This is a genomic window from Enterococcus sp. AZ194, from assembly GCF_051713825.1.
Classification (GTDB): Bacteria; Bacillota; Bacilli; order Lactobacillales; family Enterococcaceae; genus Enterococcus_K.
Genome location: NZ_JBIOQR010000001.1, coordinates 1,425,302 through 1,449,014 on the forward strand (window position 1 = coordinate 1,425,302; position 23,713 = coordinate 1,449,014).

Consider the following 23,713-nt stretch of genomic DNA (forward strand, 5'->3'; position numbering starts at 1 on the left):
GGAACCGAGCACTAGTTTTTATAAAAAAATGATAAGGAGAAGATGATGGGAAAAACAGTATTACAGATTAAAAATCTGTCAAAACGTGTTGGTAAGAAAACGATTATTCGAAATATCAATTTTGAGGTCTATGAAGGGGAAGTTTTTGGACTTCTTGGTCCAAATGGTGCGGGGAAAACAACAATCATTCGTTCAATTGTTAGCTTAATTAGCCGAACGACAGGAACTGTACTAATTAATGGAACTGATGTGAGTATTGATTTCAAAAAAACAATTGCTGAAGTCGGAGCAATTATTGAAAATCCAGAATTTTACATGTACATGTCTGGAATGCAAAATTTAAAACAATTTGCTCGAATGAGTCGCAAGGATATTTCTGATGAGGACATTCAAAAAATTGTCGATAAAGTTAAATTAACAAATGCAATTAATCAAAAGGTGAAAACTTATTCACTAGGAATGCGTCAAAGACTTGGCTTAGCACAGGCACTTATTCATCGTCCATCAATTCTTATTCTAGATGAACCAACTAATGGACTTGATCCACAAGGTATGGCAGAATTCAGAGAGATTATTCGTGAGATTTCAAGTCAGGGAACAGCTGTCCTTATTTCTAGTCATTTATTGGGTGAGATTCAGCAGATTACTGATCGATTTGCAATTATTGAAAAGGGTGAGTTGACTCATATTGAGACAATGAGCGAGGTGATGGAAGATAGTCATGGCAAATATATCTTCAAAGTTTCTGATGTGAAGAAAGCGATTGAACTTTTGACTGAAAAAGAAATTGTAGCTGTTGCGCTTCATGCCCAAATGATGGAAGTAACCATTAGTGAAGAACAGATTCCAGAAGTGATTCGAGTACTTATTAGTGCGCTTGATATTTATGCTGTTACAGCGAAAACAAGTTCGCTAGAAGAACGATTCTTTGAACTAACTGAAGGAGGGGCTCTCTAATGTTTATATTAATGAAAAATGAATTCATCAAATTATTTAGTAAAAAATCTAGTTGGATTTTACAGATTTTCTTAGTCCTTTGTATGTTTGGTATGAGCTTTATGATAATGAAATCCAATGACTCAATGAAATCTTATCGAGAAGATGCAGAACAGCCAGAATTCAAAGGTGGTATTGAAGGCATCAAAACAAAAGAAGGTATCATCATGAGTGAGTATACGTACTGGAATCAAACGGATGAGATGCAAGGTGAGCCTGAATATGTTTCATTGACAGTAAAAGAATCTGTTCCAGTTCTAGAAGATAACTTAAAAATGATGAAGAGCCAACCTAAGAAGTATGATAAAGTATCAGTTAAAGTCGTCGAAAAACAACTTGCCTTCTACAAATCATATCAAGAAAATGGGGAGACACCGCTTGATCCGATGGCAGGAACGACAAGTGCTCAGTTTTTCAGTAGTTTTGGACAATTATACGTCTTGCCTACTCTATTTGCAGTTATTATTGCTAGTATGATTATTGCGGCGGAATTTTCTGGGGGCACTATTAAGCTGCTACTCACTCGCCCATATAGTAGAATGCAAATCCTGTGGTCAAAATACATTGTAGCGATTATCTACGGGTTTATGAGTAGTCTGGTTATGGCTATTTCAGCTTTTGTTTTTTCATACATGCTACCACATCAATCGCTTAATGTAGCTATATCAGAAGATCTAGGTGGAAAAACAGCAATAGCATTGGCAGGGCAGTTGTTTTCAAGTAATTTTTTATTAATGATTTTATATATTACGATTGCGCTTTTCTTCTCAGCTGTTATTCGCTCTCAAGCACTAGCTGTAGGTGTCGGAATGGGGGTATTATTCTCCGGAAGTATATTAGGTCAAATCTTACCATCAATTATTGAGAAGTACGATTGGTTGAAATGGCTACTCTTTAATCTATTGGGCTTAAATAATCAAGTGTTAGATAGTGCCTATTCAGCACCTGGGAATCTCAGTATTTTAGCTACGGTGATTGGGTTAGTCATCTATATTGCCTTAATTTACACTGCGACATTAGCTCTGTTTAATAAACGTGATGTAGCTTTATCTTAAAAATTTAATCAAGTAAAAAACATGATAAAGATCCTATTCTAGATGGATAGACTTTATCATGTTTTTTTGCGAAATGATGAATAACAATCGGTAAAAAGTTTATTCTTCTCGCATCACGTCAACCGCAAATTTTCTCGTATCAACTAACTGGCCAACTCGTTTTAAATGCTCTAAATTCTTTTCGTAATTCTCAGAAAAGACGATGGAATAAAGGGCATCGAGTAAGAAAATAATTGAGATATTGGTTGTGAAATTGCCGATTTTTGAATAGAGTTTTTCGCGAGTGGTGACTGGCAGAAAACAAGTACATTCTTTGGAAAGACTATTATCACCAATACTCGTAATAGCAATGGTCGGGACATCTCTGGACTTAAGTATTTGATTAATCTTAAGAATATCCGTATTTTCTCCCGAGTAAGAAATCAGTATTGCACAACCATTACGCGGTACATTATAGGCTTCATAACGTTCTTCCCCTTTTAGTGATGACAGGACCACGGTTCTTCTAATTCGATTCATTTTCAAGGCAAAGTCTTGTGCAATTAACAGGTTGGCATTTTGTGAAAACACACGAATAACTTCAGCATTTAACAACAGTTGTTTGGCCTTTGAGAGGTTATCATGATGTAAAAGCGAGAGAATATCATCGATGGTTGATTTTTCTAAAACCGCTAATTTATTGATTATATTCATAGTTGAATCTGTGGGTAAAAAGGGCAGATTGGCATCGATTTTGGTAAAGTTTTTACTAAGGTAGGCCCACTCCTCTAGATAGGCTTGTTTTAAGTCTTTCCAGCCGTCAAATTGGAGTTTTTTTGCAATACGAACGAGTGTGGAAGGCTGTGTAAAGGTTTTTTTTGCAATTTCTTGAATCGTCAAGACCTCTAATTCTTCTGGATGTTCTAATAAAAATGAAACAGTTAAGCTCTCGGCTTGAGAAAATGAGTAAGTCTCTAGTTGTTCTTTGATTAGCATAAAAATCTCCTTTTGAAAAGTAAATGTTTGTTTTGTAAAAAATGAAATCGCTGTTATTAATGGTTTTGAAATGAGTTTTCGTTAGAACGTCTTTAAATCAGTGTTTTTGTAAAATGATTTTTGAAATTCGCTCATTGTCTAGTTTATCTATTTTCTTTATTTTATACTAAATTTGTAAAATATAGGAGGGAATTCGATGAAAAAAATAAAAATAGCAACAATTGGCGGCGGAAGTAGTTACACACCTGAGTTAATGGAAGGGTTTATCAAACGTTATGATGAGCTACCGATTAAAGAAATTTGGTTAGTCGATGTAGAGGAAGGGAAAGAAAAACAAGACATTGTTGGCGCAATGGCTCAGAGAATGTGGGACGCTTCTCCTTATGATGTGAAGATTCACACGACGTTAGACAGAGAAGAAGCGCTAAAAGATGCGGATTTTGTAACGACTCAGTTCCGTGTTGGTCAATTAAATGCCAGAATAAAAGATGAACGGATTCCATTTTCTTATGGTATGTTAGGGCAGGAAACAAACGGTGCAGGTGGAATGTTCAAAGCTTTCCGAACAGTACCAATTATTTTATCAGTTGTTGAAGATATGAAACGTCTTTGTCCAGATGCCTGGTTAATCAATTTTGCTAATCCAAGTGGAATGGTTACAGAAGCTGTATTACGTTATGGAAAATGGAATCGTGTAATTGGCCTATGTAATGTGCCAGTTATGGCAAAAATGGGTGAATCAGAAACATTAGGTGTGCCAAAAGAGGACTTGATTTACAAATTCGCTGGTCTGAATCATTTCCATTGGCATAAACTTGCTGACAAAAATGGACATGATATTACAGGTAAATTAATTGATAAGCTGTACGAAGACGCCAGTAGTTTACCTAAAAATATTTTTGATATTCCATTTTATAAAGAGCAGTTAGTACAAATGAACATGATTCCTTGTGGTTATCATAGGTATTACTATCGCGAGGAAGAAATGTTGAAGCATGGGATTGAAGAGTATCAAAACGAAGGGACTCGTGCACAACAAGTAAAACAGATAGAACATGAATTGTTTGAATTGTATAAGGATCCGAACCTTGATTATAAACCAAAACAATTAGAAGAGCGCGGTGGCGCATATTATTCAGATGCCGCTTGTGAGACAATTGCGTCAATATATTCAAATGCGAACACAGAAATCGTGGTTTCAACTAGAAATGATGGCGCCGTACCAGATCTACCTGCTGATTGTGCAGTAGAAGTAACCGCTTATGTAGGTGCACAAGGAGCACGCAATGTTGCATTTGGCCCATTACCGACTGCAGAAAAAGGTTGGTTACAAGTGATGAAGGCGATGGAACTTTTAACAATAGAAGCGGCAGTCACTGGTGATTATGCGACAGCACTTCAAGCATTTACAATTAATCCTTTGATTCAATCTGGTGAAACTGCCAAACGGATTATGGATGAATTATTTATCGCACATAAAAAATATCTTCCTCAGTTTGCTGAAACAATTGAACGTTTGGAAAAAGAAAATATTATCATTAAAGATGAGATTGCTCGTGAACTATCAAAATAATAGGTGAAGGGTCCATCACTATGAACCAAAGAATGGATGGATCAATCAGATAAAGAGACAATAAAAGGTGTACGTAGACTACTTACGTACACCTTTCCTAATAGGAGAAAAAGAGGTCTGTTCGCCGAAAAACGTTTTAAAGATTATAAGAAGATTCTTTAGGTGGAGGAAATCATAGAGAGATGAATAATTTGAGAGTTGGTAAAATAGATCAATAATCCAAAAATAAACATCTTTTAAAAGTTTTTTAAAAGATACTCGAGGGGTGAAATAGATTTCCCAGTAAAAATAGAGTCTCGAAAATATATATATAAATTTAAGCATTTATGAAAGAATTCTCATGGTATTCACAAACTTTTTTTGGTAATGCTTATGGTAGACTGACATTGGCAGCTCGCCCAAAAAGGGGGTGCTGTCTTGTTAGATGAAATAATTACATTAATTGTTGCACCTATATTTGTAGGATTAGTTATGAAGCTAATTTCTCATTGGTTGGATGAAAAAGACAACAATTGATTGCGAGTTGTTACCAATCCACCCGCTTAGAGTATAAAAGTGAAAAAAAAGGCCCAACCTATTGAGAGTAGGTTGGGCTTTGGTGCCGTCTTGAAAAAATAATTACATTGTATGCAAGAAGCATAGCACAACTAAAGGAAATAATCAAATTTGTTTGTTTTGTTAGTGGTATGAGAGAAATTTCAGTGAAAAAAAGGCCCAACCTATTGACAGTAGGTTGGGCTTTGGTGCTGTCTTGAAAAAAATAATTACATTGTATGTAAGAAGCATAGCACAACTAAAGGAGATAATCAAAATTGGTTTGTTCTGTTAGCACTATGAGAGAAATTTTATAGATTCTTGAGTGAGCTAGTTGGAAAATTCCGAGTTATTTAGATGTAAGAGGAATTATTTCGGAATTTTTCTTTGTTAAATTAGTAATAATCAATGTGAAAAGTATTATAGTTAATATAGTTATAGGTCGTTTTATTTGCTGAGTATTGAGCAAGGTTGCTAGAATGCAAGTAAATAAGGTGTAGAATACACATTGAATTAGGTGAGAAAATTGTTGATTGAGGAATTTTTAGAAGATGATGACAGATATATAGAATTAATTGTCAGTTGGCTCGAATTAAAAAAAGATTCTTATGTCTATTTAGGAGAAATCGAGGAATTTTTGGGCCTATCCAGATTCAAAGTGAAAAAGTATATAGATATGTTAACGATTGATTTAGCATCAGTGAGTCAGGCTGCTCATATTGAAATAACAGAAAACGGGCAAGTAATTACAAAAAGATTCGATAATCTGTTAGTAAAAAAGCTAACTCTTTATTTGTTAAAACGCTCAGTAAAATTCCGGTTTTACATGGATGTTCTGCTAGAAGGTATGTCGTTTGAGTCGTTTTGTTCGACCAATTTTATTAGTCGTTCCACAATGTACGAGATTAGAAAAGAACTCAACATGAGCCTAAAAAAAAATAATATTAGAATTAGTAATAACCAATTAAAAGGAATGGAGGAAGAGATTCGCAATTTTACTTTCTCTCTGTTGTATGGTGCATTTAATGGTCTAGAGTCACCGTTTAATGAAACCTTATCAAAAGAAGTAAATGAGATACTTAATCGAATTGTAATAGCTTATGATTTATCCTTGTCACCATCTGAAAATAATCAATTAGCTGTTTTTCTTGGTGTACTTTGTCTAAGAAAAAATAAAAAGGTGACTTTTTCAAAGAAGTTGGTAGAAGTCTCAGCTGATTATGAAGTCACACTTATTCAGACAATCTTTCCGACCTTTTATGAGCTATGGAATGAAAAAAGAAGAGTCTTAGAATACGTTTTCTTAGAAGTGTTTTTATTTAGTGCGACTGAATCTGTACTGACGCCAGCAAAACTTCAACGATTACATATCTTGTTAGATTTTGATCAGTATAAAGAGGTCGCCGCTAATTTTATAGCAAAGCTAACTCCTAATGGACAGAGCAAGATCAAAATGAACTTGTCTCCAATCTTATATCGAGAAATAGGCAAACTAATGTTAAAGATGCTCTATTTTGATATAGAGTTTGATTCCTTTTATTCTCAACAGCAATTACTCTTTTTTAAAGAGTGCTACCCGAATGTAAGCAAGATTGTTGAAAAGGAAGTCTGCCTTCTTAAACTTAGATTTCGTTTGACTGAGGATAAAGAGCAGCGGATTTATTATGATTTAATGTTTTTGATTATAGATCTAGTTCCTTTAGAAGAGATTGAAGCAGATATTTATATTTGCGTCGATTTTGTACAAGGAAGACATTATACAGGAGTTATCTCAAAACAAATTCTTGGTTTTAAGGATTTATCGCTAAAGATTGAACACTCAATTTCGGCAAAAACACAATTATACGTCTCAGATTCGCCTATATCGCTTCATTCCATCGAACAAGTCATTTGGAAAAATCCTCCGACACCTATTGATTGGAGAGATTTCGGGGATAAGCTAATTGCGATAAAAGGGGGCAGACAGAATGCATAGCCGAGTAATCAATACGATGATTCTGAGTATGTTCCTGATACAACAGAGCTATTTTCCGAGTATTTACACGTCAATCAATCTATTAAATAAAATGGCCGTATCTGATGTGGAGACTGAACAAAATAGTGATGAGAAGGCTGAAAACGTTCAGATTCCACAACATACAGCGCGATTTTCTGATGGCGTAAGTGTCTATGATGATGGAGATAGCTTAACAATCTATCAACCTAACGAGAGAGCAAACAAGTCAACAGTTAGGCAATCCAAGGAGCAGAGACGGACATTTGAAGACATCCGTCTCGATTTGATGAAGCTAGAGGAAGAACTCTATAGTAAAGAAAATGATGGAAATTCTTCAAGCGTTAAGGGGTCGGTCTTGGGGTTTCAGATGAGCATATTATCTGGGATTATGATTTACGGCAAACGAGGATAAGCCGTCTGTGAAAGAGTAGAAAGTGAAAGGGAATATTTTTTTTTAACGATATTGGAAAAATATGCCGGAATTTTGTTGCTTGTATCAAAATGAAATAACAAAATAATTATTCTTCAGTTAAGAGAGAAAAGGTGCAGCAACCTCTGCACACTTCTCTCTTTTTTTTATAGTAGAGAGTTATAGGAACCTTCGTGTAAAAAATTCGTATATTTTTTAGGATTCGCAAAAAATCTCGGAGAAAAGCTGTGTATATGTGAAGTTTTTGTTTGTATATTTTGATATTATAAAATCAAATAAAGTACGGTTTCTATAAATGGAGATGATGGTTGTTTTAGACGTAAGTAAAATGTAGCTAACATAACGTTTTATATTATTGGATACTTTAAAGGGGGGCATGAGTATGAGCGTAACATATTATTGGAATTTTACTGTTGAAGAAATTAAGGAAATGACTAACGAGCAGAAATTAATTAACTTTTTTGTCGAAAAAAAAGCGGAGGCATTGGGAGGCTGCTGAAAAACACTCACAAAAAAACAGTGGAATTCTTCAAAAAAAAAGAATTTCACTGTTTTTTGTGTATTTTCATAATAATAAAGGGAATCTACCCTCTATTTCCCCGTATTTTCCTTTTCTAACTTGATAATTCGTTTCATATTAGCTAAAAACAGCGTACTCGCCCCTTGGATGGTCATCCCTAATAGACCACAGCTTTGTGCGGTTCCATAATTGTATCGACCTTTCAACTCCGCATTCTTAGCCTCTATTTTATACCGCTCTTTATAAAGCTCTTTAAATTCTTCGGTTTCCATATAATCCATATGAGCGATATGTGTATCTGACTTTATTTTTACTGAGAAAGTTTTTGTTTTCGCTCCATCAGTATAACAACCCTCGCGAAACGGACATCTTTTGCATTTTTCCACGTCAAAGAAATAGGCCTCTACACGCGAGTCTACTCCCTTTTTATCGCATTTACTTCCTGACTTTCTCTTTTTAATTGCCATGTGTCCTGCTAGGCAAACATACATTTCTGCATCTTTATTGTACGCGAATTTATCCTTGTTTTTTCCATTCCCATGAGTGACTGACTTACTTAACTTCGATACTAGTTTCATTCCGTTTGCTTTTGCGTAATTCAAATTATCCGTCTCTGAATACGCACCATCTCCAATAATTGCCTTGACTTCAATCCCTGCATGTTGGCTTTTTTCGACGAGTGTCTTCATTTCTTTGCCGTCAGGTTTTTCGCCACTGGTAATCGTCGCGGCTGTAACGATTCGTTCAGGAGTTAAAGCAAGGTGTGTTTTGTAGCCAAAAAAAGCGGTGTCCGCCGTCTTATGCCCAACTTTTGCCTCTTGATCTTTAGAAAATTCAAACGCTCCCTCTGTTTCTTCGATGCCTTCTTTTAAGTAATTCATTCGCTCCATCACGGCTGTGCAGTTATCAAAACCACCCTCTGTTTCAATCACTTTTATCACTTCATTTGCATAGTGGAGGGTGTCTTCAAGGATCCCCGTATGTTCCTTTTTCTTTGGCATTTTTTCTTTCATTTGAGGGGCAACAGCATACACGGCTTTTCTTACTTCTTTCGCTCGTTTGATAATTTCTTCTCTTGGCGAAACGTGTTGGAACATGGCATTCGAGTGGGTAGAATCTTGAATTAATTTATTTTCCACTTCAATTACGCCTTTGTCCAAGGCGATTTCGACAGTTTTTGTGAGAAGTAAGTCCAATAGATTCGTATTTTTCAAGCGTAGGTGACGGAACTTAGAAAGTAAGCTAGGAGCCATAAATTCAGTTTCTTCTGGTTCATATTCTAGGAAGTATTTCATTTGCATATCCGTACGTAAACGAGCAATCAAATCGCGGTCTGATAGCTTATACGAGGTTTTTAATAAGATTAGTTTAAAGAGGAGAATGGGGCATTCAGCTGGCCGACCAGCTGTTTCTGAATAATTTTGTTTTACTTCAGCATAAATAAAAGAAAAATCAACCGTTTCATTGATTTGTCTCCAAAAATTATCCTTTTCAATCAAAATATCATATAAACCTGAATACATGCCTACTTCTAAGCTCGTTTGACGTCCCTTATCTAGCATTTAAAACACTCCTTCCACTTCTTCTATTATACCAATAAATGGCTATACAATGGGTTTTTTATACAAAAAAAAAGAAAAATAGACGTTTTCTCAACCACTATTTTTCTTTATTTTTGTAAAATTGTCAGAGACTTTTTCAGCAGCCTCAGGCATTGGCGGTTATACAAGGGATCAAAAAGATGCCAATCTCTAAAGGCGTGGCACATTTAAATACAATTGATCAACAATTGGAATTACTGTTCTATTATATAACAGAAAAGACAGATATTTCTAAAAAACCGGATGAGATTATTGAGGTGATTCGTAAAGAGTATAAACAGACCTTTTTTGAGGAGACTAGGAAACCCGTGAATGAGCTGGATAACTATTCATTCTTGTACCTATTGGACACAACAAACAAAAAACCTATTTGGGAAGTCAATATTTTAGAGATATTATTGAATTTTTCTGAGTTTGAAGAAGGGGAATCGTTTGATGATTGGAAGATTGTTTCTGAGTATTATCTTTATCTACAGAGTGCGGCTAGAAAGACTTATCGTGAAATGACTGCTGAGAATTTTAATGTAAATTACCCTAAATTATTTTTGATTGATACCAAGTGTCGTATATTTATTGACTCATTACGAATAAAAAAATTTTTTCACCTCTCTGAAATTGAATATATATTGATGATTGAGCAGGAAGTCAAAGTGGTTTGTAAAGAAGTTTTTCTTATTGACTATTATGCTGAGAGTTCAAAGTATTCTTTTAGAAGACAGGTTGGATAACAAAGAGCTTCCATTGTAGACTTGATTGGCTTTGACGTGACAGAAAAAAAGATAGGAGTTACCGAGAGTAGGCGAGTGAATACCATTAGACATACTAATAGTAGAAACAAGTTATAAGATTCGTTCATTCTCTCAAAAATAGCGATATAAACCGTCTACCATCCATTGTCTGCTATCTAATATATTTCAACCGGATAAATAGGTATTATGGCTATTATAAAGAAATTAAAAGAATTCATCAGGAGACATTGACTAAAGAAAGTATCAAAGAACACCCATAAAAACTCGTTCACATAGGGGTCAAACTTACAAATAGTTAATAAAGAAATACTAAATTAAACAAAAATCCGACATTTTTCTTTGAAAGACTGAAAAATACGGATTTTTTTTGATTATTTTTCGGTCATACCCAAATAAAAATACTATTATACATTAGGGCAGTAAAATAAGCTGAAATGAAGTGAAGATAAATAGGGAAAAACTACGCCCAACTAATTTAAGAAATTCTCTAGAAAGTTTTAGAGAAGCTGGAGGATACGATGAGTAGAAAATTTATAGTAAGTTTGATTACCTTAAGCGCAACAATCGTTTTGGGTGCTTGCGGATCAACAAAAGAGGAGAGCTCTAAAAAAAAGATGGAGTCTGCCGAGGCAAGTGTTGAGGTTAAGTCCGGGACTTATGTCCTGCAGGATGGAGATTCTGTACCAGATAATGAAGGATACTTGGCTTTGAACTTATCAATAAAAAACAATACGAAAGATACTTTAGATATCATGTCAGATGATTTTAGTTTATATGATGAAGATGGAAACAAAATTTCAACTAAAGATATTTATTCAGAGGATGATTCCTTTAAAAATCTTGAGGCAACTACTCTATCTGGCGGAAAAACAGTGAGTGGATATATGGTTTTTAATGTTGAAAAAGATAAAAAGTATGAGCTGCATTATTCACCGGTTTTAGATGAAAAGAAAACCAAGGATATCCAGTTAGCAATCGATTCATCAAAATATGAAGACCAAACTGCAGAGGCAAAAGAAGCAACCTCCGAATATATTGATCAAGTCTTTTTAAACAAAAAAGCAGATGGAACAGAAAAAAAAGCGATTTTAGCAAATGATGTAAAAAAAGAGCATTCAGACTTTAATCAAGGTTTCATGGAAGATTTGAAAACGGAATTTGATTCAGATGTGCCAACAACTGTTGAATTAACCAAACTGGTTACGAGTTTCGAGCAAGCCAATCAAAAGAAAGCCAAGGTTACGTATCAAATCGCTTCAATGTTTCCACATCAAGTGACGGTTAATGTAAAACCTGAAACTATCGATCTAGAAAAGATTGATACGGAATCGATTCTAGACAAATTTGTTGATGAAAATGAAGATAAATATAATGACTATGATAAAGCCGAACAAGCGGCCACCAACTATTTGATTCAACAACTCCCAAGCAAATTTGCAAGTGCACAGGTTAGTACTTCTGACTATATGAGCAAGGACGGTTATAAAATTAAGCTAACCGAAAAAGATGGGAAATGGACGGTTGATTCATCTGATTCAACTGATAATTCCAATTACTCAGACTTGGTGATGAGCTTTAAGGGTGGTTTAGGTGATTACTAAAAATACACAGATGTAGGAATTAAGAAGAGTGAGATAAGCAATGCCACATTCTTAAACAATAGGTTTCATTTCACTCCGAAGTTTTTTTTAAAACAAGAATTAGTTGATAAAAAATAAAAAAATAAAACAGCGTATTAATTGTTTTTACTTAAGACTGGTCGTAGACTGATGGTGAAAACGGGTCTGTTGTTATTTTTTAACAGATGACTTTATATAGAGGTACCGATAAATGTGAAAGAAAAATCTATTAATTCAACTGAAAAGTCAGTATCTAGAAAATGAGATATAACCTGGTAAACAAATGAGTAAGATCATTCATTTAAGAGAAGAAAGTTATATAGCAATCAGGGGAACGAAAAAAATACTTCGTAAAAATCCAGTCTTAATGTAAGACTTTCATATAAACCATTGTGGAATATGAGTGTAGGCATAGCAAAAAGTATCAAATCAAAAGTCTAATTTATTACTATATGAATGGTTACATGAGGTGTTAAAGCATCCGTTCAAATGAGGCTTTAACAAATAAAAGCAGGAGGAATAACGATGAGGAAAAAATTAATCCAGTCATTTTATGTATTGGCTTCCATGATAATGGTGGTTGCTCAACTAGGGATTGTCAACGTATTTGCTGTAACTGACGATCCGATGACACCCAAAATTTCAATAAGCAATAACAAGGTAACCGAAGGAACAGAATTTTCAGTTGAGGTGACAGCACCTGAAGCTCAGCTTAGTCAAGTGGAGCTGATTTATGATTCTAGTATGGAAGAAGTGAGTCGCAAAGCTCTAGATAGTACACATAGCCAGATTATTTTAAAGGCGACGGTTGCTGGTGAATATGATATTTATGGTCAGACAGCAGGTGGTCAAACTAATACATTGCATGTTTCAGTAGTCAGTCAAGAAAGTTCTAGTACGACAGAGTCATCGGTTATAAGTAACCAAACTTCTGTCAGTGAAACAAGTGAGGTCGCGACAACCTCCTCAGAGAATGTGAACAGCAGTACGATAGAGACAAGTGAATCAACAGATGTCTCTTCAGATAAAACAAATCAAACATCTAGCACAGAAACAATGGATACAAAAGAAACAAGTGACAGTAGTAAGCCTGTAGTTAAAGAAAACAAAGACAAAGATGGTTCAACTGTCAATCCTCAAGCGGTCGGCGATGACCCAGGAATTGTTCTTACAGCGCCTGACTCAATTACAACGAATCAAAATGTTGAATTAGATATTACTTTGCAAGGCTCAGCTGGAAAATTAAATGAAAATGGAACAATCCATGTAACTATTCCTAAAGAAATCGTTCGAAATGCAAGTAGCTTATCAGACCCAACGAACTATACGATTGGTGGACCATTCTCACTAGGCAATCCTATCTATACAGATGATGGGAAGGGTCATTATGTGGTAACTATCAATTATGAAGCAAACAAAATAGATCAATCTGAAGCATTTGGTGCCTTGGTAAAAATTCATTTCCAAGCACCTTTGATTCGAGAAGATATGCCAGACCAAACATTTTCAGCTGATATGACACAAGGGCGTGTTAAAAGTCATTCTGAGGATAGCTCTGAAATAATTAAAACAGAACATAATGAAGGAATATTCTTTAAATGGTCTCCTAATAAACGAAAAGATATTGAGGGTGTAAATGCTGCGATTATGGATCAAAATAATTCCTATCGGAATATCTTTGCTATTTCAGTCAATTACACACAACAAAATCTTCATAATGTCATTGTTAAAGATGTTTTTCCAGAAGGAACGAGCTTGGCTGATTCAAATACCTACCAAGACGCTTCTGGTGATAGTTCAATACTTAAACATTTACGTGTACTAAAGGTGACATCAACTGATGTAGATGGGACTCCAAACAGTTGGGTTTATGTAACAAAAGATTTTGCAAATAAGATAAAATTAGTGGACAATGGTTTTGAGGTTGACTTTGGTGATTTGACACCAGACGATTCATACGAACTTGTTTATGGTCTTTCAGTGGATGAGGTGTTTACTGGAACCAAACAGAATGCTGCCACTTTAACAAGTGATGAGCATAATAAAGCTGCGCATGAAATAATCACATTAGATGATGATGAATTTCAAAATGTTACATTACTAAAAAATGTTGATCAACATGGATTGACTTCAACAGAAGGTTCATTAAATTATACATTGGACTTACATGCAAAAGCAGGAACCGTTGCTAAAGGGACAAAGATTGAAGATCCATTAGTCTCTCTATTAACGAACCCCCACAATTTTATTTATGATGCAACTCAAGTGACCGCACCGGTGTATGACCAAACAACAAATACGTTGAGTTATAAGCTTCTAAAAGATATGCAAGCGGGCGATCATGTAGTTGTGAAATTTGAAACTGAGATTGATAAAAATGGCGGACTTCAAGCTGGAGATAAAATCACGAATAAAGCCTCATTTGATTATAATGGCACCAATATTTATAGTAATGATGCCTCAACCGCATTCAAAAACAGCGTAATTTTAAGAAAAGTTGATAGTAAAACTGGGGAACCTTTAGCTGGGGCTGTCTTTGAGATTAAAGATGATTCAGGAAAAGTTCTAAAATCAGTTACGACAAATGCAAAAGGGACAGTCGATGTCGGCCTATTAAAACCAGGAGAATATACTGCAGCAGAAGTTACTGCACCAGCTGGCTATATTTTGGATACAACTCCTCAAAGTTTTAAAGTTGTTGTTGGTATGAATACTGCAATTTCCGTAAAATTTGAAGATACCTTGACTCCTGGTGGCGTAGAGTTAATGAAAAAAGATGCCAAAAGTGGGGAAGGCCTGCAAGGAGCTGTTTTTGAATTACAAAACGCAGGTGGAATCACTTTACAAAGTGGTTTAATTACAGATGCGTCAGGTCTGTTGACAATTAATGATTTGGAGCCTGGGGATTATCAATTGATAGAAACCCAAGCCCCAACAGGCTATGATTTGGATGCAACACCTGTACCTTTTACTGTTGAAAAAGGACAGACAACTGTTGCTAAAGTTTCAATGACCAATAAGTTGACTCCTGGTGGGGTCGTCTTAACGAAAACAGATGAAACAACCAAAGATGCTTTACAAGGAGCGGTCTTTGAATTACAAGATAAAGACGGAACAGCGCTACAAAGTGGTTTAACAACAGATGTTTCAGGAAAAATCGCAGTAGATGGTTTAGCACCTGGCGATTATCAATTTGTGGAAACGCAAGCTCCAACAGGCTATGATTTAGATAAAACACCGGTGACCTTCACAATTGAAAAAGGTCAAACTCAAGCCGTTCAAGTCTCAATGACCAACAAACTAACTCCTGGTGGGGTTGTCCTAACAAAAACGGATGAAACGACCAAGGATGCTTTACAAGGAGCGGTCTTTGAATTACAAGATAAAGCTGGCAAGGCTTTACAAAGTGGTTTAACAACAGATGTTTCAGGGAAAATCGCAGTAGATGGTTTAGCACCCGGAGACTATCAATTTGTCGAAACCCAAGCACCAGTCGGTTATGACTTAGACAAAACACCGGTCAAATTTACAATTGAAAAAGGACAAAAAGAAGTCGTCCAAGTCTCAATGACGAACAAACTAACTCCTGGTGGGGTTGTTCTAGTCAAAAAGGATGCAACAAGTGGCGAAGCTTTACAAGGAGCAGTTTTTGAATTACAAGATAAAGCTGGCAAAGCCCTACAAAGTGGTTTAACGACAGATGCCTCAGGGAAAATCGCGGTAGATGGTTTAGCACCTGGGGACTATCAATTTGTTGAAATGCAAGCACCAACCGGTTATGATTTAGACGCAACACCAATCACCTTCACGATTGAAAAAGGTCAAACCCAAGCGGTTCAAGTCTCAATGACCAACAAACTCACTCCTGGTGGGGTTGTGTTGACAAAAACAGATGCGACAAGTGGCGAAGCTTTACAAGGAGCAGTTTTTGAATTACAAGATAAAGCTGGCAAAGCCCTACAAAGTGGTTTAACAACAGATGTTTCAGGAAAAATTGCGGTAGATGGGCTAGCGCCTGGCGACTATCAATTTGTCGAAACCCAAGCGCCAACAGGATACGATTTGGACAAAACACCAGTTGTATTCACTATCAAAAAGGGACAGACAGAAGCCGTTCAAGTATCCATGACCAATAGCAAGACAAAAGGTAGTGTGATTCTTCAGAAATACGACAAAAAAACAGGAAATGTCTTATCTGGAGCTGTCTTTGAATTGCAAGATGAAAATCATAAAGTTCTTCTAAGTGATTTGAAAACAGATCAATCTGGGAAAATCTCGGTTAAAGAAATGACACCTGGAACCTATTATTTTGTAGAAACAAAAGCACCTGAAGGATACAAAATCGATAAAACACCAATTAAATTTGTTGTCAAAGGAAAAGAAGAAAGCACAACGGTTAAGATGGACAATGAAGGAAAAACACATGCATTGAAGGTAATTAAAAAAGATGTCGATAGCAAAGTTACTCTTAAGGGCGCTGTGTTTAGCTTGTTTGATAAAGACGGAAAAGAAATCAAATCAGGTTTAACAACTAATGAAGATGGTACGTTTTCAGTGGAAGATTTGGCAGTAGGTGCGTACTATTTGAAAGAAACAAAAGCGCCTAAAGGCTACAAATTGGATACTCGAAGCATTCCATTTAAGATTGCTGAGGATTCTGAATTAATCACATTAGATGTTTATAATGTGAAAGAAAAAGGAGCAAAACCATCTCTACCGAAAGATAATTCTCATTCGACGAAAACTTTACCAAAAACAGGAGAAAAACATTCAATTAGTATGAGTGTGGTTGGCGGAATTCTTCTTATAGTAGCATTAGGAATAGGTTATTATGTAAAAAGAAAAATTAGAAAATAAGAATACCAATATGAATTGAAAGGAGTCCTCTATCTTAAATGATAGGGGCTCTTTTCAATTAAATACTATCAAGTGAAACACCTTAAGAATTGAGGAATCCGATCTCATCAATTTCTAAAGAAAAATCCAGGGAATGGTCGATCAATCGAAATAAAAAAGCTCATTACCGAGGCTGTCTTATTATAGGATATTTTTGACAAAATCTACCTAAAAGGGATTCAGCTACTTACTAAAAAAGGAGTGAAAAACTAAGAGCCTATGTTTTTTACCCATAGACTTTCGGGCCTAGCCAAAAACATAAAGTGGCAAAAATTCTACATATTTTTAATTTCATCAAAAAAAGAGAATTTTTAAGTCAAAAACAAAAAAATGTTCCCTTTAGAATGCTATAAAATAAACTCGATAATGTTTTAAATAAGCGCTGAAATTTAAAGAAGCATTATATTTTATGCAGAGTGCTTTCGCGCCTATGATATGGGAAAGAGGTGTAGATAGGAGCAATGATTTTATGAATTTAGATGCTTTTTTGGATCAAAATCAATATCCAGTTTTATTACTTCAATGGTTAGAATTAAAGAAATCAACTTTTTGCTCAATTGAGTTATTATGTGAGTTTGCTGGTATCTCAAAATTTAAAGCATTACAGTACATTGATGAGTTGAATGAGAAATTGAGTATGATTTCAGATAAGTCAAAAATTGTCATTGAACCCTCTGGAGAAATCCATATCTATGGGATCTCCAATCTGATCGTAAAGCAAGTTCGATCGAATTACTTGATGAATTCAGAAGTATTTCAGTTGTTAAATTTGTCATTAGAGTTGGAGCCGTCGTTGAGTCAGTTTGCAGAATCTCGATTTTTGGGGAGAGGACAATCTTATGAAATAAGAAAAAAACTGAATGCTATATTAAGTGAATATGGTGTGAAGTATAAAAAAGGCAAGATTTTAGGTGATGAGTTATTAATCAGAAATCTTATTTTCGCTTTATACATCAATTATTTTTATGGGCTGTATAATCCCTTTTCTAAAGCGATAACCAAAGAGGCTGGGGAGATTGAAAGTCAGTTAATGAGTCATTTGAATTTAGAATTGACACTGACACAGAAAAATAAACTTTTAACATTGATTAGTATTATTTTAATTCGAAGTAAACACAGTCATTTTTGTCGTTTAACAGATAATTCTTTTACTTATTTTAAGTATGAATCAGAAGTGTATAAAGTTTATCAGAGACATTTTTCAGGAGCTGAAGAAGAGAAACAATCTGAATGGCAGTATATATTCATGTTTCTGGTAGCTGAGGGAATGGTAAAAATTGACACTACTTATGAAAATTCAGCTATAAAAGAAACTGCTTCGCGTTTTCTTAATGAATTGCCGTTTGTTTTGGAGCAGCGAGAAACGTATTTAGTTAAGATAATTCACAAGATTAACCAACTTGAGTTGAAACAAAAAATGTTTCCATTCTCAACTGATTTTTTTTCAATAGAAGGTTATCAATTTTATTTAGAGGAAAACTATCCATCGCTCATACAACCTATACAAAATCTTGTGTGTAGCATATTAGTGGATGAACCAATAGAGAGAAACCGTCTTTTTGTAGATATCTTTTTTGCAGTTCTTGAAGTAATTCCTGGAGAAATGATTGAGAACAAAGTCTATGTTTGTGTTGATTTTGCGAGAGGAATCGCTTACACGAAATTCATTATTAAGCAAATTGAAGGATTTAGAAATCAAAATATTGTTGTTCAAAAAAAAATAAATTCATACACTGATATTTTTATTTCGGATTATGCGGTGAGAAACCTCCGCATTGAACAAATTATATGGAAAGAACCTCCGAATGCTGATGATTGGGAGTGTTTCGGTAATCAGGTGATTGCTGTGAAACGAAAGAAAAGCGAGGTGAAGAATGAATAAATTAGTCACAGGTATTTTGTTGTTTTCGGTTCTTAATTATCAAATGGCTACTCCGTTTGTACTAAGTCATCCCTTAATTTATTCAAAAGCACTGACAAGTAGTGCTGGGAAAAACTCTTCTAGCTCGAGTTTTGAGTTTCAGAAAAATAGCATCGTATCTGGTGAAGGGGTTCTTATGTTACAAAAGGCTGATTCAAAAACACAAAAAAAGGTGAATAAACCTTCTGATGAGAAGAAGGTACAAGAGTTACAGTGGCAATTGGCCAAACTTGAAAGAGAAGTTAGAACCAAAGACTGCGACTCGAGTACATCAATCTTTGGCCAACAGTTAAAAGCTTTATCAGGAAACCTTCTATGTGGTGAATCAAGGCTAGTTATAAACAAGAGTTAAAAGAAAGGGTGGAACCCAATGAATTTACTGAATAAAACTTTAAAAAAATGGTTTTGTCTGCTCTCTGTCATTCTTATTATGTTCGGTCAATTAGGTCTTGCTCAGATGGCTTCGGCAGTTGAAAAAACTGCTGGAACACCAAAAGAAGAAACCGTTGTTTATCATGACTATCAAAAATATCAAGAGGCTTTAAAGAAGTATAATGAGGAAGAAGCTCAGTATCAAAATGATCTTGATGAATACAATCAAAAAAAGCAAGAACATGATGATGCTCAAGCAGAAGCTGATCGTGTGACACAAGAGAATGCTGAGAAAAAAGCTGCGTACGAAAAAGCGCTCGCGAAATACCAAAAAGAGTTAGATGAATACAATAAAAAGAAAGCAGAAGTTGATGATCACGCAAGTAAAGGACAATATATAGGTCCCGATATGTGGGGAGTATATGCACATATGGAAAATTACTTAGTCGATTATGCGGCTATGAAACAAATGTCTGGTTCAGGTCTTTCAATTTCGGGAGAAGCTCTTAAAACGCAAATTCAAGCCAATATGGCTACAGATCCTTTTGGGGGCACAACTGAAACGAAAGCAAATATTGAAAAGGTTATTTCAGAATGGGATAAATACAGGACTTTTTTGGCAAGTATTTATTCTGGGCAAGGATCAATAAACATGGATACTTTGACTGGAAATGCAATCGGTGGTGCTTGGTACAATGGGTTTATGGGCGCTGAATTCTATCATACGTTCTCTAGTTCAACAGGTCAAACAGATGATAATATTCCAAATAGCTTAGATCACCCAACAGAAGAAGGGATTAAGTCATCTCTCTCGAACTTATTCGTTCAGACGAATGGCGGAGCCTTTGATTCAGCGGGACAAAATATGGACGATGGTATATTTCTAGTGAATCAAGCGATGGTGGCTAGTTGGACAAATGCTTTAAATGAAGCAAAAACGCAAGCTTTTGCTTTATTTGATCAGGCAATTCAGGAATATATATCAGCATTTGAAGTCTATAATCAATCAAATTATGAATCTGCTGACTTTGCTCAGTTCACTCAATCTATCGAGGAAGCTGGTAAAACTGAACTTCATGCAGAGAATTTGATTGGTGGGCTGCCAAACGTACAAATGTTTGATAAAGATAATACTGCACCATTTTATAACGATTTAAAAAATTTATCACCATCTGAACTAGCTAATAAATATGGGTATCTTAAATTATTAACTAATATGGCTAATTCAACGACATTTGGATATTTTCATACTTTAAAAGCGCAACCCGGTGAAACGATTAGTGTCGCAACTGCAAGTTCATGGGGAGTAGGATTTCATCCTTGGGGAAAGATAGGAGGGGATTTTACACCGCGATTAACAGAACCAACACCACCGACTCCTCCCATGTATGAGATTGTCCCGAATGTCCCAGAAGAGCCAGTACCACCTGTTCCACCAGTCAAACCAGTTTATGAACCATTAAACGAGATTAGTCTACTCAAATTGGATAAAGAAACACGGGAACCTCTAGCAAATGCAACCTTTGAATTAAGTAATAATGATACTGGAGAAAAACTAGGTAGCTATCAAAGCGAGGCAGATGGATTCGTCAAAATTTCTAATGTTCAACCAGGAAACTATTCATTGGTAGAAACGGCTGCCCCAGACGGCTACATTGTTGATAATACGCCTTTAACATTTATTGTCAAAGGAACTGAAAATGAGTCTATTCAAATAGAAAAAACGAATGTGCCGATTACGGGTAGTGTGGAGTTATCGAAACTAGATGAAAAAACAAAGGATGCTTTACAAGGAGCCGTTTTTGAAATCAGAGATAGCGAAGGCACAGTGATTCGTTCAGCTTTACAATCGAACGCTGAAGGGAAAATTTTAGTAGATGGTTTACGAGTAGGGGATTATGAATTCGTCGAAACAAAAGCTCCGACAGGATATGAGTTAGATAACACACCCGTTCCGTTCGCTATTAAAAAGACACAAAATGAAGTTGTGAAGGTTTCTATGGAGAATCACCTTGCAACTGGTGGGGCAATTCTAACAAAAAAAGATGCGACAACAGGTGACTTACTCCAAGGCGCAGTGTTTGAGTTACAGGATGGTCAAGGAACGACAGTTCAAAGTGGTTTGATAACTGATGCTACCGGAAGAATTTTTGTTGATGGATTAGCACCAGGAAATTATCAATTCGTTGAAACAAAAGCTCCAACAGGTTACGATTTGGATGCGACGCCAGTTACAGTAACGATTGTTAAAGGGCAGACGGAAGCTGCTCAAATTTCTAAAACGAATCAATTGATATCAGGTGGAGTTATTTTAACAAAAACAGATGCAGCAACTGGTGAAGCTCTTCAAGGAGCCGTTTTCGAATTGCAAACACGTGATGGAAAAGCAATACAAAATGGCTTAACGACGGATGAAACAGGGAAAATCGCAGCTGATGGATTAGCACCAGGAGATTATCAATTAATTGAAACACAAGCACCAACTGGTTATCAGTTAGATGTAACCCCTGTTTTATTTACAATTAAAAAGGGACAAACAGAAGCCGTTCAAGTTACTATGAAAAACCGTTTAGCACCAGGTGGGGTTGTGTTAACAAAGCTTGATTCTAAGAGTGGCGAGGTACTACAAGGCGCTATTTTTGAATTACAAGATAAAGATGGCAAACTCCTACAGAGTGGTTTATCTACAGATGAAACAGGGAAATTAACGGTGAATGACTTAGTACCAGGAGATTATCAGTTTGTCGAAACAAAGGCACCAACTGGTTATAAACTTGATCAAACACCTGTTGAATTCACTATCGAAAAAGACCAACGAACAGCGATTCAAGTAGCGATGACGAACGAATTAGAAACAGGAGGCGTAGTGTTAACAAAACTTGATGCTAAAAGTGGAGAAGCTCTACAAGGCGCTGTTTTTGAACTTAAAGATAACACCGGTAAGGGCTTAGAAAATGGTATAACCACAGATGTGTCAGGTAAACTTGCAATCAACGGATTAGAGCCAGGGGATTATCAATTGATCGAAACGCAGGCACCAACTGGCTATAAACTTGATCAAACGCCAGTCAAATTTACGATTGAAAAGGGTCAAAAAGAAGCTGTCCAAGTATCAATGGTAAATCAATTGGCACCAGGTGAAGTCGTTTTAATTAAAAGAGATGCGAAATCTGGGGAAGTATTACAAGGGGCCATTTTTGAGTTACAAGATAAAGATGGGCAATCAATTAAAAATCACTTAACAACAGATATTTCTGGGAAAATTTCTGTAAATGGGTTGGAGCCAGGGAGCTACCAATTTGTCGAAACCAATGCTCCAACTGGTTATCAGTTAGATGCAACACCTATTATTTTTGAAATAACGAAGGATCAAAAAACAGCCGTTCAAGTGAATGCAAGCAATGAATTAATGCCTGGTAGTGTTGTATTAACCAAAATAGATGCTCAGTCTGGGGATGCTTTACAAGGGGCAACTTTTGATTTGAAAGATAAAGATGGGAAAAGCATCAAAGAAAATCTGATTACTAATTTGGCTGGCAAGATTGCGATTGATGGCTTAATCCCTGGAACTTATCAGTTTGTTGAAACCAAAGCCCCAACTGGCTATAAGCTAGATGAAAGCCCTGTTACTTTTTGCATTGAAAGAGGTCAAACAGCAACTGTCCAAGTTACCAAAACGAACCAATTGATGCCTGGTGGTGTCATTCTTGAAAAAATTGACGACAAGACTGGCAAAAAACTTGCAGGTGCAGAATTTACTTTACAGACGGCAGCAGGGAAAATAATTCAAGAAGAGCTTGTTACTGATTCATCGGGTCGTTTAGCAATAGAAGGATTAACTCCTGGTGACTATCAACTAATTGAAACTAAAGCACCTGATGGTTATCAATTAGATAAAGCACCAGTCACCTTTACGATTGAAAAAGGTCAAAAAAACACAAAAAAGGTGAAAAAGCCAAATAAATCAGCTAATTGGACCGTTCGTCTTGAAAAGAAGGATGGTCAAACTAAAGCCTTTTTACAAGGGGCTGAATTTAAATTATTAGATAGTAAAGGCAAAGAAATTAAGCGAAATGTGAAGACAGATATGAATGGGACACTAGAGATTACTGACTTAAAACCTGGAAGCTATCAGTTAATTGAAACGAGAGCACCAAAGGGCTATGAGCTAGACAATCAGCCAGTTCTATTCAGCTTAGATAATCAGAAAACCTTTATTTCTCTGGACATCTATAATTATCAGAAGGACAAACCGACTGATGATAACGAATCAAATGTTTCAAATAAAAACAATTCGAATAGACCAAGTCATGGACATGATGGTTACACTCCAAGTAGTGATTTAAAACCAAGAAATTCTACGTACTTACCAAAAACAGGTGAAAATACTAGAATGAGTCTTAGTTTATCCGTAACGGGTTTATTAGTAGTTGTAGGGTTAATCTTTGTTATTCGAAAAAAAATAAAAGAATAGAC

Annotated in this window: 14 protein-coding genes; 12 read left to right on the forward strand and 2 right to left on the reverse strand. The window is 35.7% G+C overall.

Annotated elements, in window-relative coordinates:
- Positions 1-45: 45 nt before the first annotated feature.
- Positions 46-957 carry an ATP-binding cassette domain-containing protein gene (locus IGI37_RS06805; RefSeq protein WP_438760776.1) on the forward strand — a complete coding sequence of 304 codons (912 nt, stop codon included), beginning with the start codon at positions 46-48 and terminating at the stop codon, positions 955-957.
- Positions 957-2,051 (forward strand): ABC transporter permease, encoded by a 1,095-nt coding sequence (locus IGI37_RS06810; RefSeq protein WP_438760778.1) that lies wholly within the window; start codon positions 957-959, stop codon positions 2,049-2,051. Before IGI37_RS06805 ends, IGI37_RS06810 begins: the two co-directional genes overlap by 1 nt.
- Before the next feature lie 99 nt (positions 2,052-2,150).
- Here the strand turns inward: IGI37_RS06810 and IGI37_RS06815 are convergent, their stop codons facing one another.
- Positions 2,151-3,026 (reverse strand): MurR/RpiR family transcriptional regulator, encoded by an 876-nt coding sequence (locus IGI37_RS06815; RefSeq protein ID WP_438760780.1) that lies wholly within the window; start codon positions 3,024-3,026, stop codon positions 2,151-2,153.
- A gap of 196 nt (positions 3,027-3,222) precedes the next feature.
- Between IGI37_RS06815 and IGI37_RS06820 the strand changes: the two genes are divergently transcribed.
- From IGI37_RS06820 to IGI37_RS06835, 4 genes are all read left to right on the forward strand, one after another.
- Positions 3,223-4,599, forward strand: coding sequence for a 6-phospho-beta-glucosidase (locus IGI37_RS06820; protein ID WP_438760782.1), 1,377 nt, complete (start codon positions 3,223-3,225; stop codon positions 4,597-4,599).
- 417 nt (positions 4,600-5,016) lie between these two features.
- A complete protein-coding gene (locus IGI37_RS06825) occupies positions 5,017-5,115 on the forward strand; it encodes a type I toxin-antitoxin system Fst family toxin (protein ID WP_438760784.1) in 99 nt (32 codons plus the stop codon).
- A gap of 547 nt (positions 5,116-5,662) precedes the next feature.
- Complete coding sequence (locus IGI37_RS06830) at positions 5,663-7,108, forward strand: helix-turn-helix domain-containing protein (protein WP_438760786.1); 1,446 nt, start codon at positions 5,663-5,665, stop codon at positions 7,106-7,108.
- Complete coding sequence (locus IGI37_RS06835; RefSeq protein ID WP_438760788.1) at positions 7,101-7,541, forward strand: hypothetical protein; 441 nt, start codon at positions 7,101-7,103, stop codon at positions 7,539-7,541. The genes IGI37_RS06830 and IGI37_RS06835 overlap by 8 nt, the downstream gene beginning before the upstream one ends.
- 609 nt (positions 7,542-8,150) lie before the next feature.
- On the opposite strand, the gene IGI37_RS06840 is transcribed toward IGI37_RS06835, so the two are convergent.
- Positions 8,151-9,641, reverse strand: a complete 1,491-nt coding sequence (locus IGI37_RS06840) for an IS1182 family transposase (RefSeq protein ID WP_438759380.1) — start codon at positions 9,639-9,641, stop codon at positions 8,151-8,153.
- Positions 9,642-9,793: 152 nt separating this feature from the next.
- Between IGI37_RS06840 and IGI37_RS06845 the strand changes: the two genes are divergently transcribed.
- From IGI37_RS06845 to IGI37_RS06870, 6 genes are all read left to right on the forward strand, one after another.
- On the forward strand, positions 9,794-10,408 hold the full coding sequence (locus IGI37_RS06845) for a DUF7006 family protein (RefSeq protein ID WP_438760790.1): 615 nt from the start codon (positions 9,794-9,796) through the stop codon (positions 10,406-10,408).
- Positions 10,409-10,947: 539 nt separating this feature from the next.
- Positions 10,948-12,030: a DUF4352 domain-containing protein gene (locus IGI37_RS06850; protein WP_438760792.1), complete on the forward strand. Its 1,083-nt coding sequence runs from the start codon at positions 10,948-10,950 to the stop codon at positions 12,028-12,030.
- Between the two features lie 543 nt (positions 12,031-12,573).
- Positions 12,574-16,905, forward strand: a complete 4,332-nt coding sequence (locus IGI37_RS06855) for a SpaA isopeptide-forming pilin-related protein (protein WP_438760794.1) — start codon at positions 12,574-12,576, stop codon at positions 16,903-16,905.
- Between the two features lie 508 nt (positions 16,906-17,413).
- Positions 17,414-18,826: a helix-turn-helix domain-containing protein gene (locus IGI37_RS06860; RefSeq protein ID WP_438760796.1), complete on the forward strand. Its 1,413-nt coding sequence runs from the start codon at positions 17,414-17,416 to the stop codon at positions 18,824-18,826.
- Positions 18,819-19,217, forward strand: coding sequence for a hypothetical protein (locus IGI37_RS06865; protein ID WP_438760798.1), 399 nt, complete (start codon positions 18,819-18,821; stop codon positions 19,215-19,217). The genes IGI37_RS06860 and IGI37_RS06865 overlap by 8 nt, the downstream gene beginning before the upstream one ends.
- Positions 19,218-19,235: 18 nt before the next feature.
- Positions 19,236-23,711: a SpaA isopeptide-forming pilin-related protein gene (locus IGI37_RS06870; RefSeq protein WP_438760800.1), complete on the forward strand. Its 4,476-nt coding sequence runs from the start codon at positions 19,236-19,238 to the stop codon at positions 23,709-23,711.
- Positions 23,712-23,713: the final 2 nt, after the last annotated feature.

Coding starts and splice junctions, on each gene's coding strand:
- IGI37_RS06815 (WP_438760780.1), bottom strand. CDS start 3,026: ATGCTAATCAAAGAACAACTAGAGACTTACTCATTTTCTCAAGCCGAG.
- IGI37_RS06835 (WP_438760788.1), top strand. CDS start 7,101: ATGCATAGCCGAGTAATCAATACGATGATTCTGAGTATGTTCCTGATA.
- IGI37_RS06870 (WP_438760800.1), top strand. CDS start 19,236: ATGAATTTACTGAATAAAACTTTAAAAAAATGGTTTTGTCTGCTCTCT.
- IGI37_RS06810 (WP_438760778.1), top strand. CDS start 957: ATGTTTATATTAATGAAAAATGAATTCATCAAATTATTTAGTAAAAAA.
- IGI37_RS06865 (WP_438760798.1), top strand. CDS start 18,819: ATGAATAAATTAGTCACAGGTATTTTGTTGTTTTCGGTTCTTAATTAT.
- IGI37_RS06855 (WP_438760794.1), top strand. CDS start 12,574: ATGAGGAAAAAATTAATCCAGTCATTTTATGTATTGGCTTCCATGATA.
- IGI37_RS06820 (WP_438760782.1), top strand. CDS start 3,223: ATGAAAAAAATAAAAATAGCAACAATTGGCGGCGGAAGTAGTTACACA.
- IGI37_RS06840 (WP_438759380.1), bottom strand. CDS start 9,641: ATGCTAGATAAGGGACGTCAAACGAGCTTAGAAGTAGGCATGTATTCA.
- IGI37_RS06805 (WP_438760776.1), top strand. CDS start 46: ATGGGAAAAACAGTATTACAGATTAAAAATCTGTCAAAACGTGTTGGT.
- IGI37_RS06850 (WP_438760792.1), top strand. CDS start 10,948: ATGAGTAGAAAATTTATAGTAAGTTTGATTACCTTAAGCGCAACAATC.
- IGI37_RS06860 (WP_438760796.1), top strand. CDS start 17,414: ATGAATTTAGATGCTTTTTTGGATCAAAATCAATATCCAGTTTTATTA.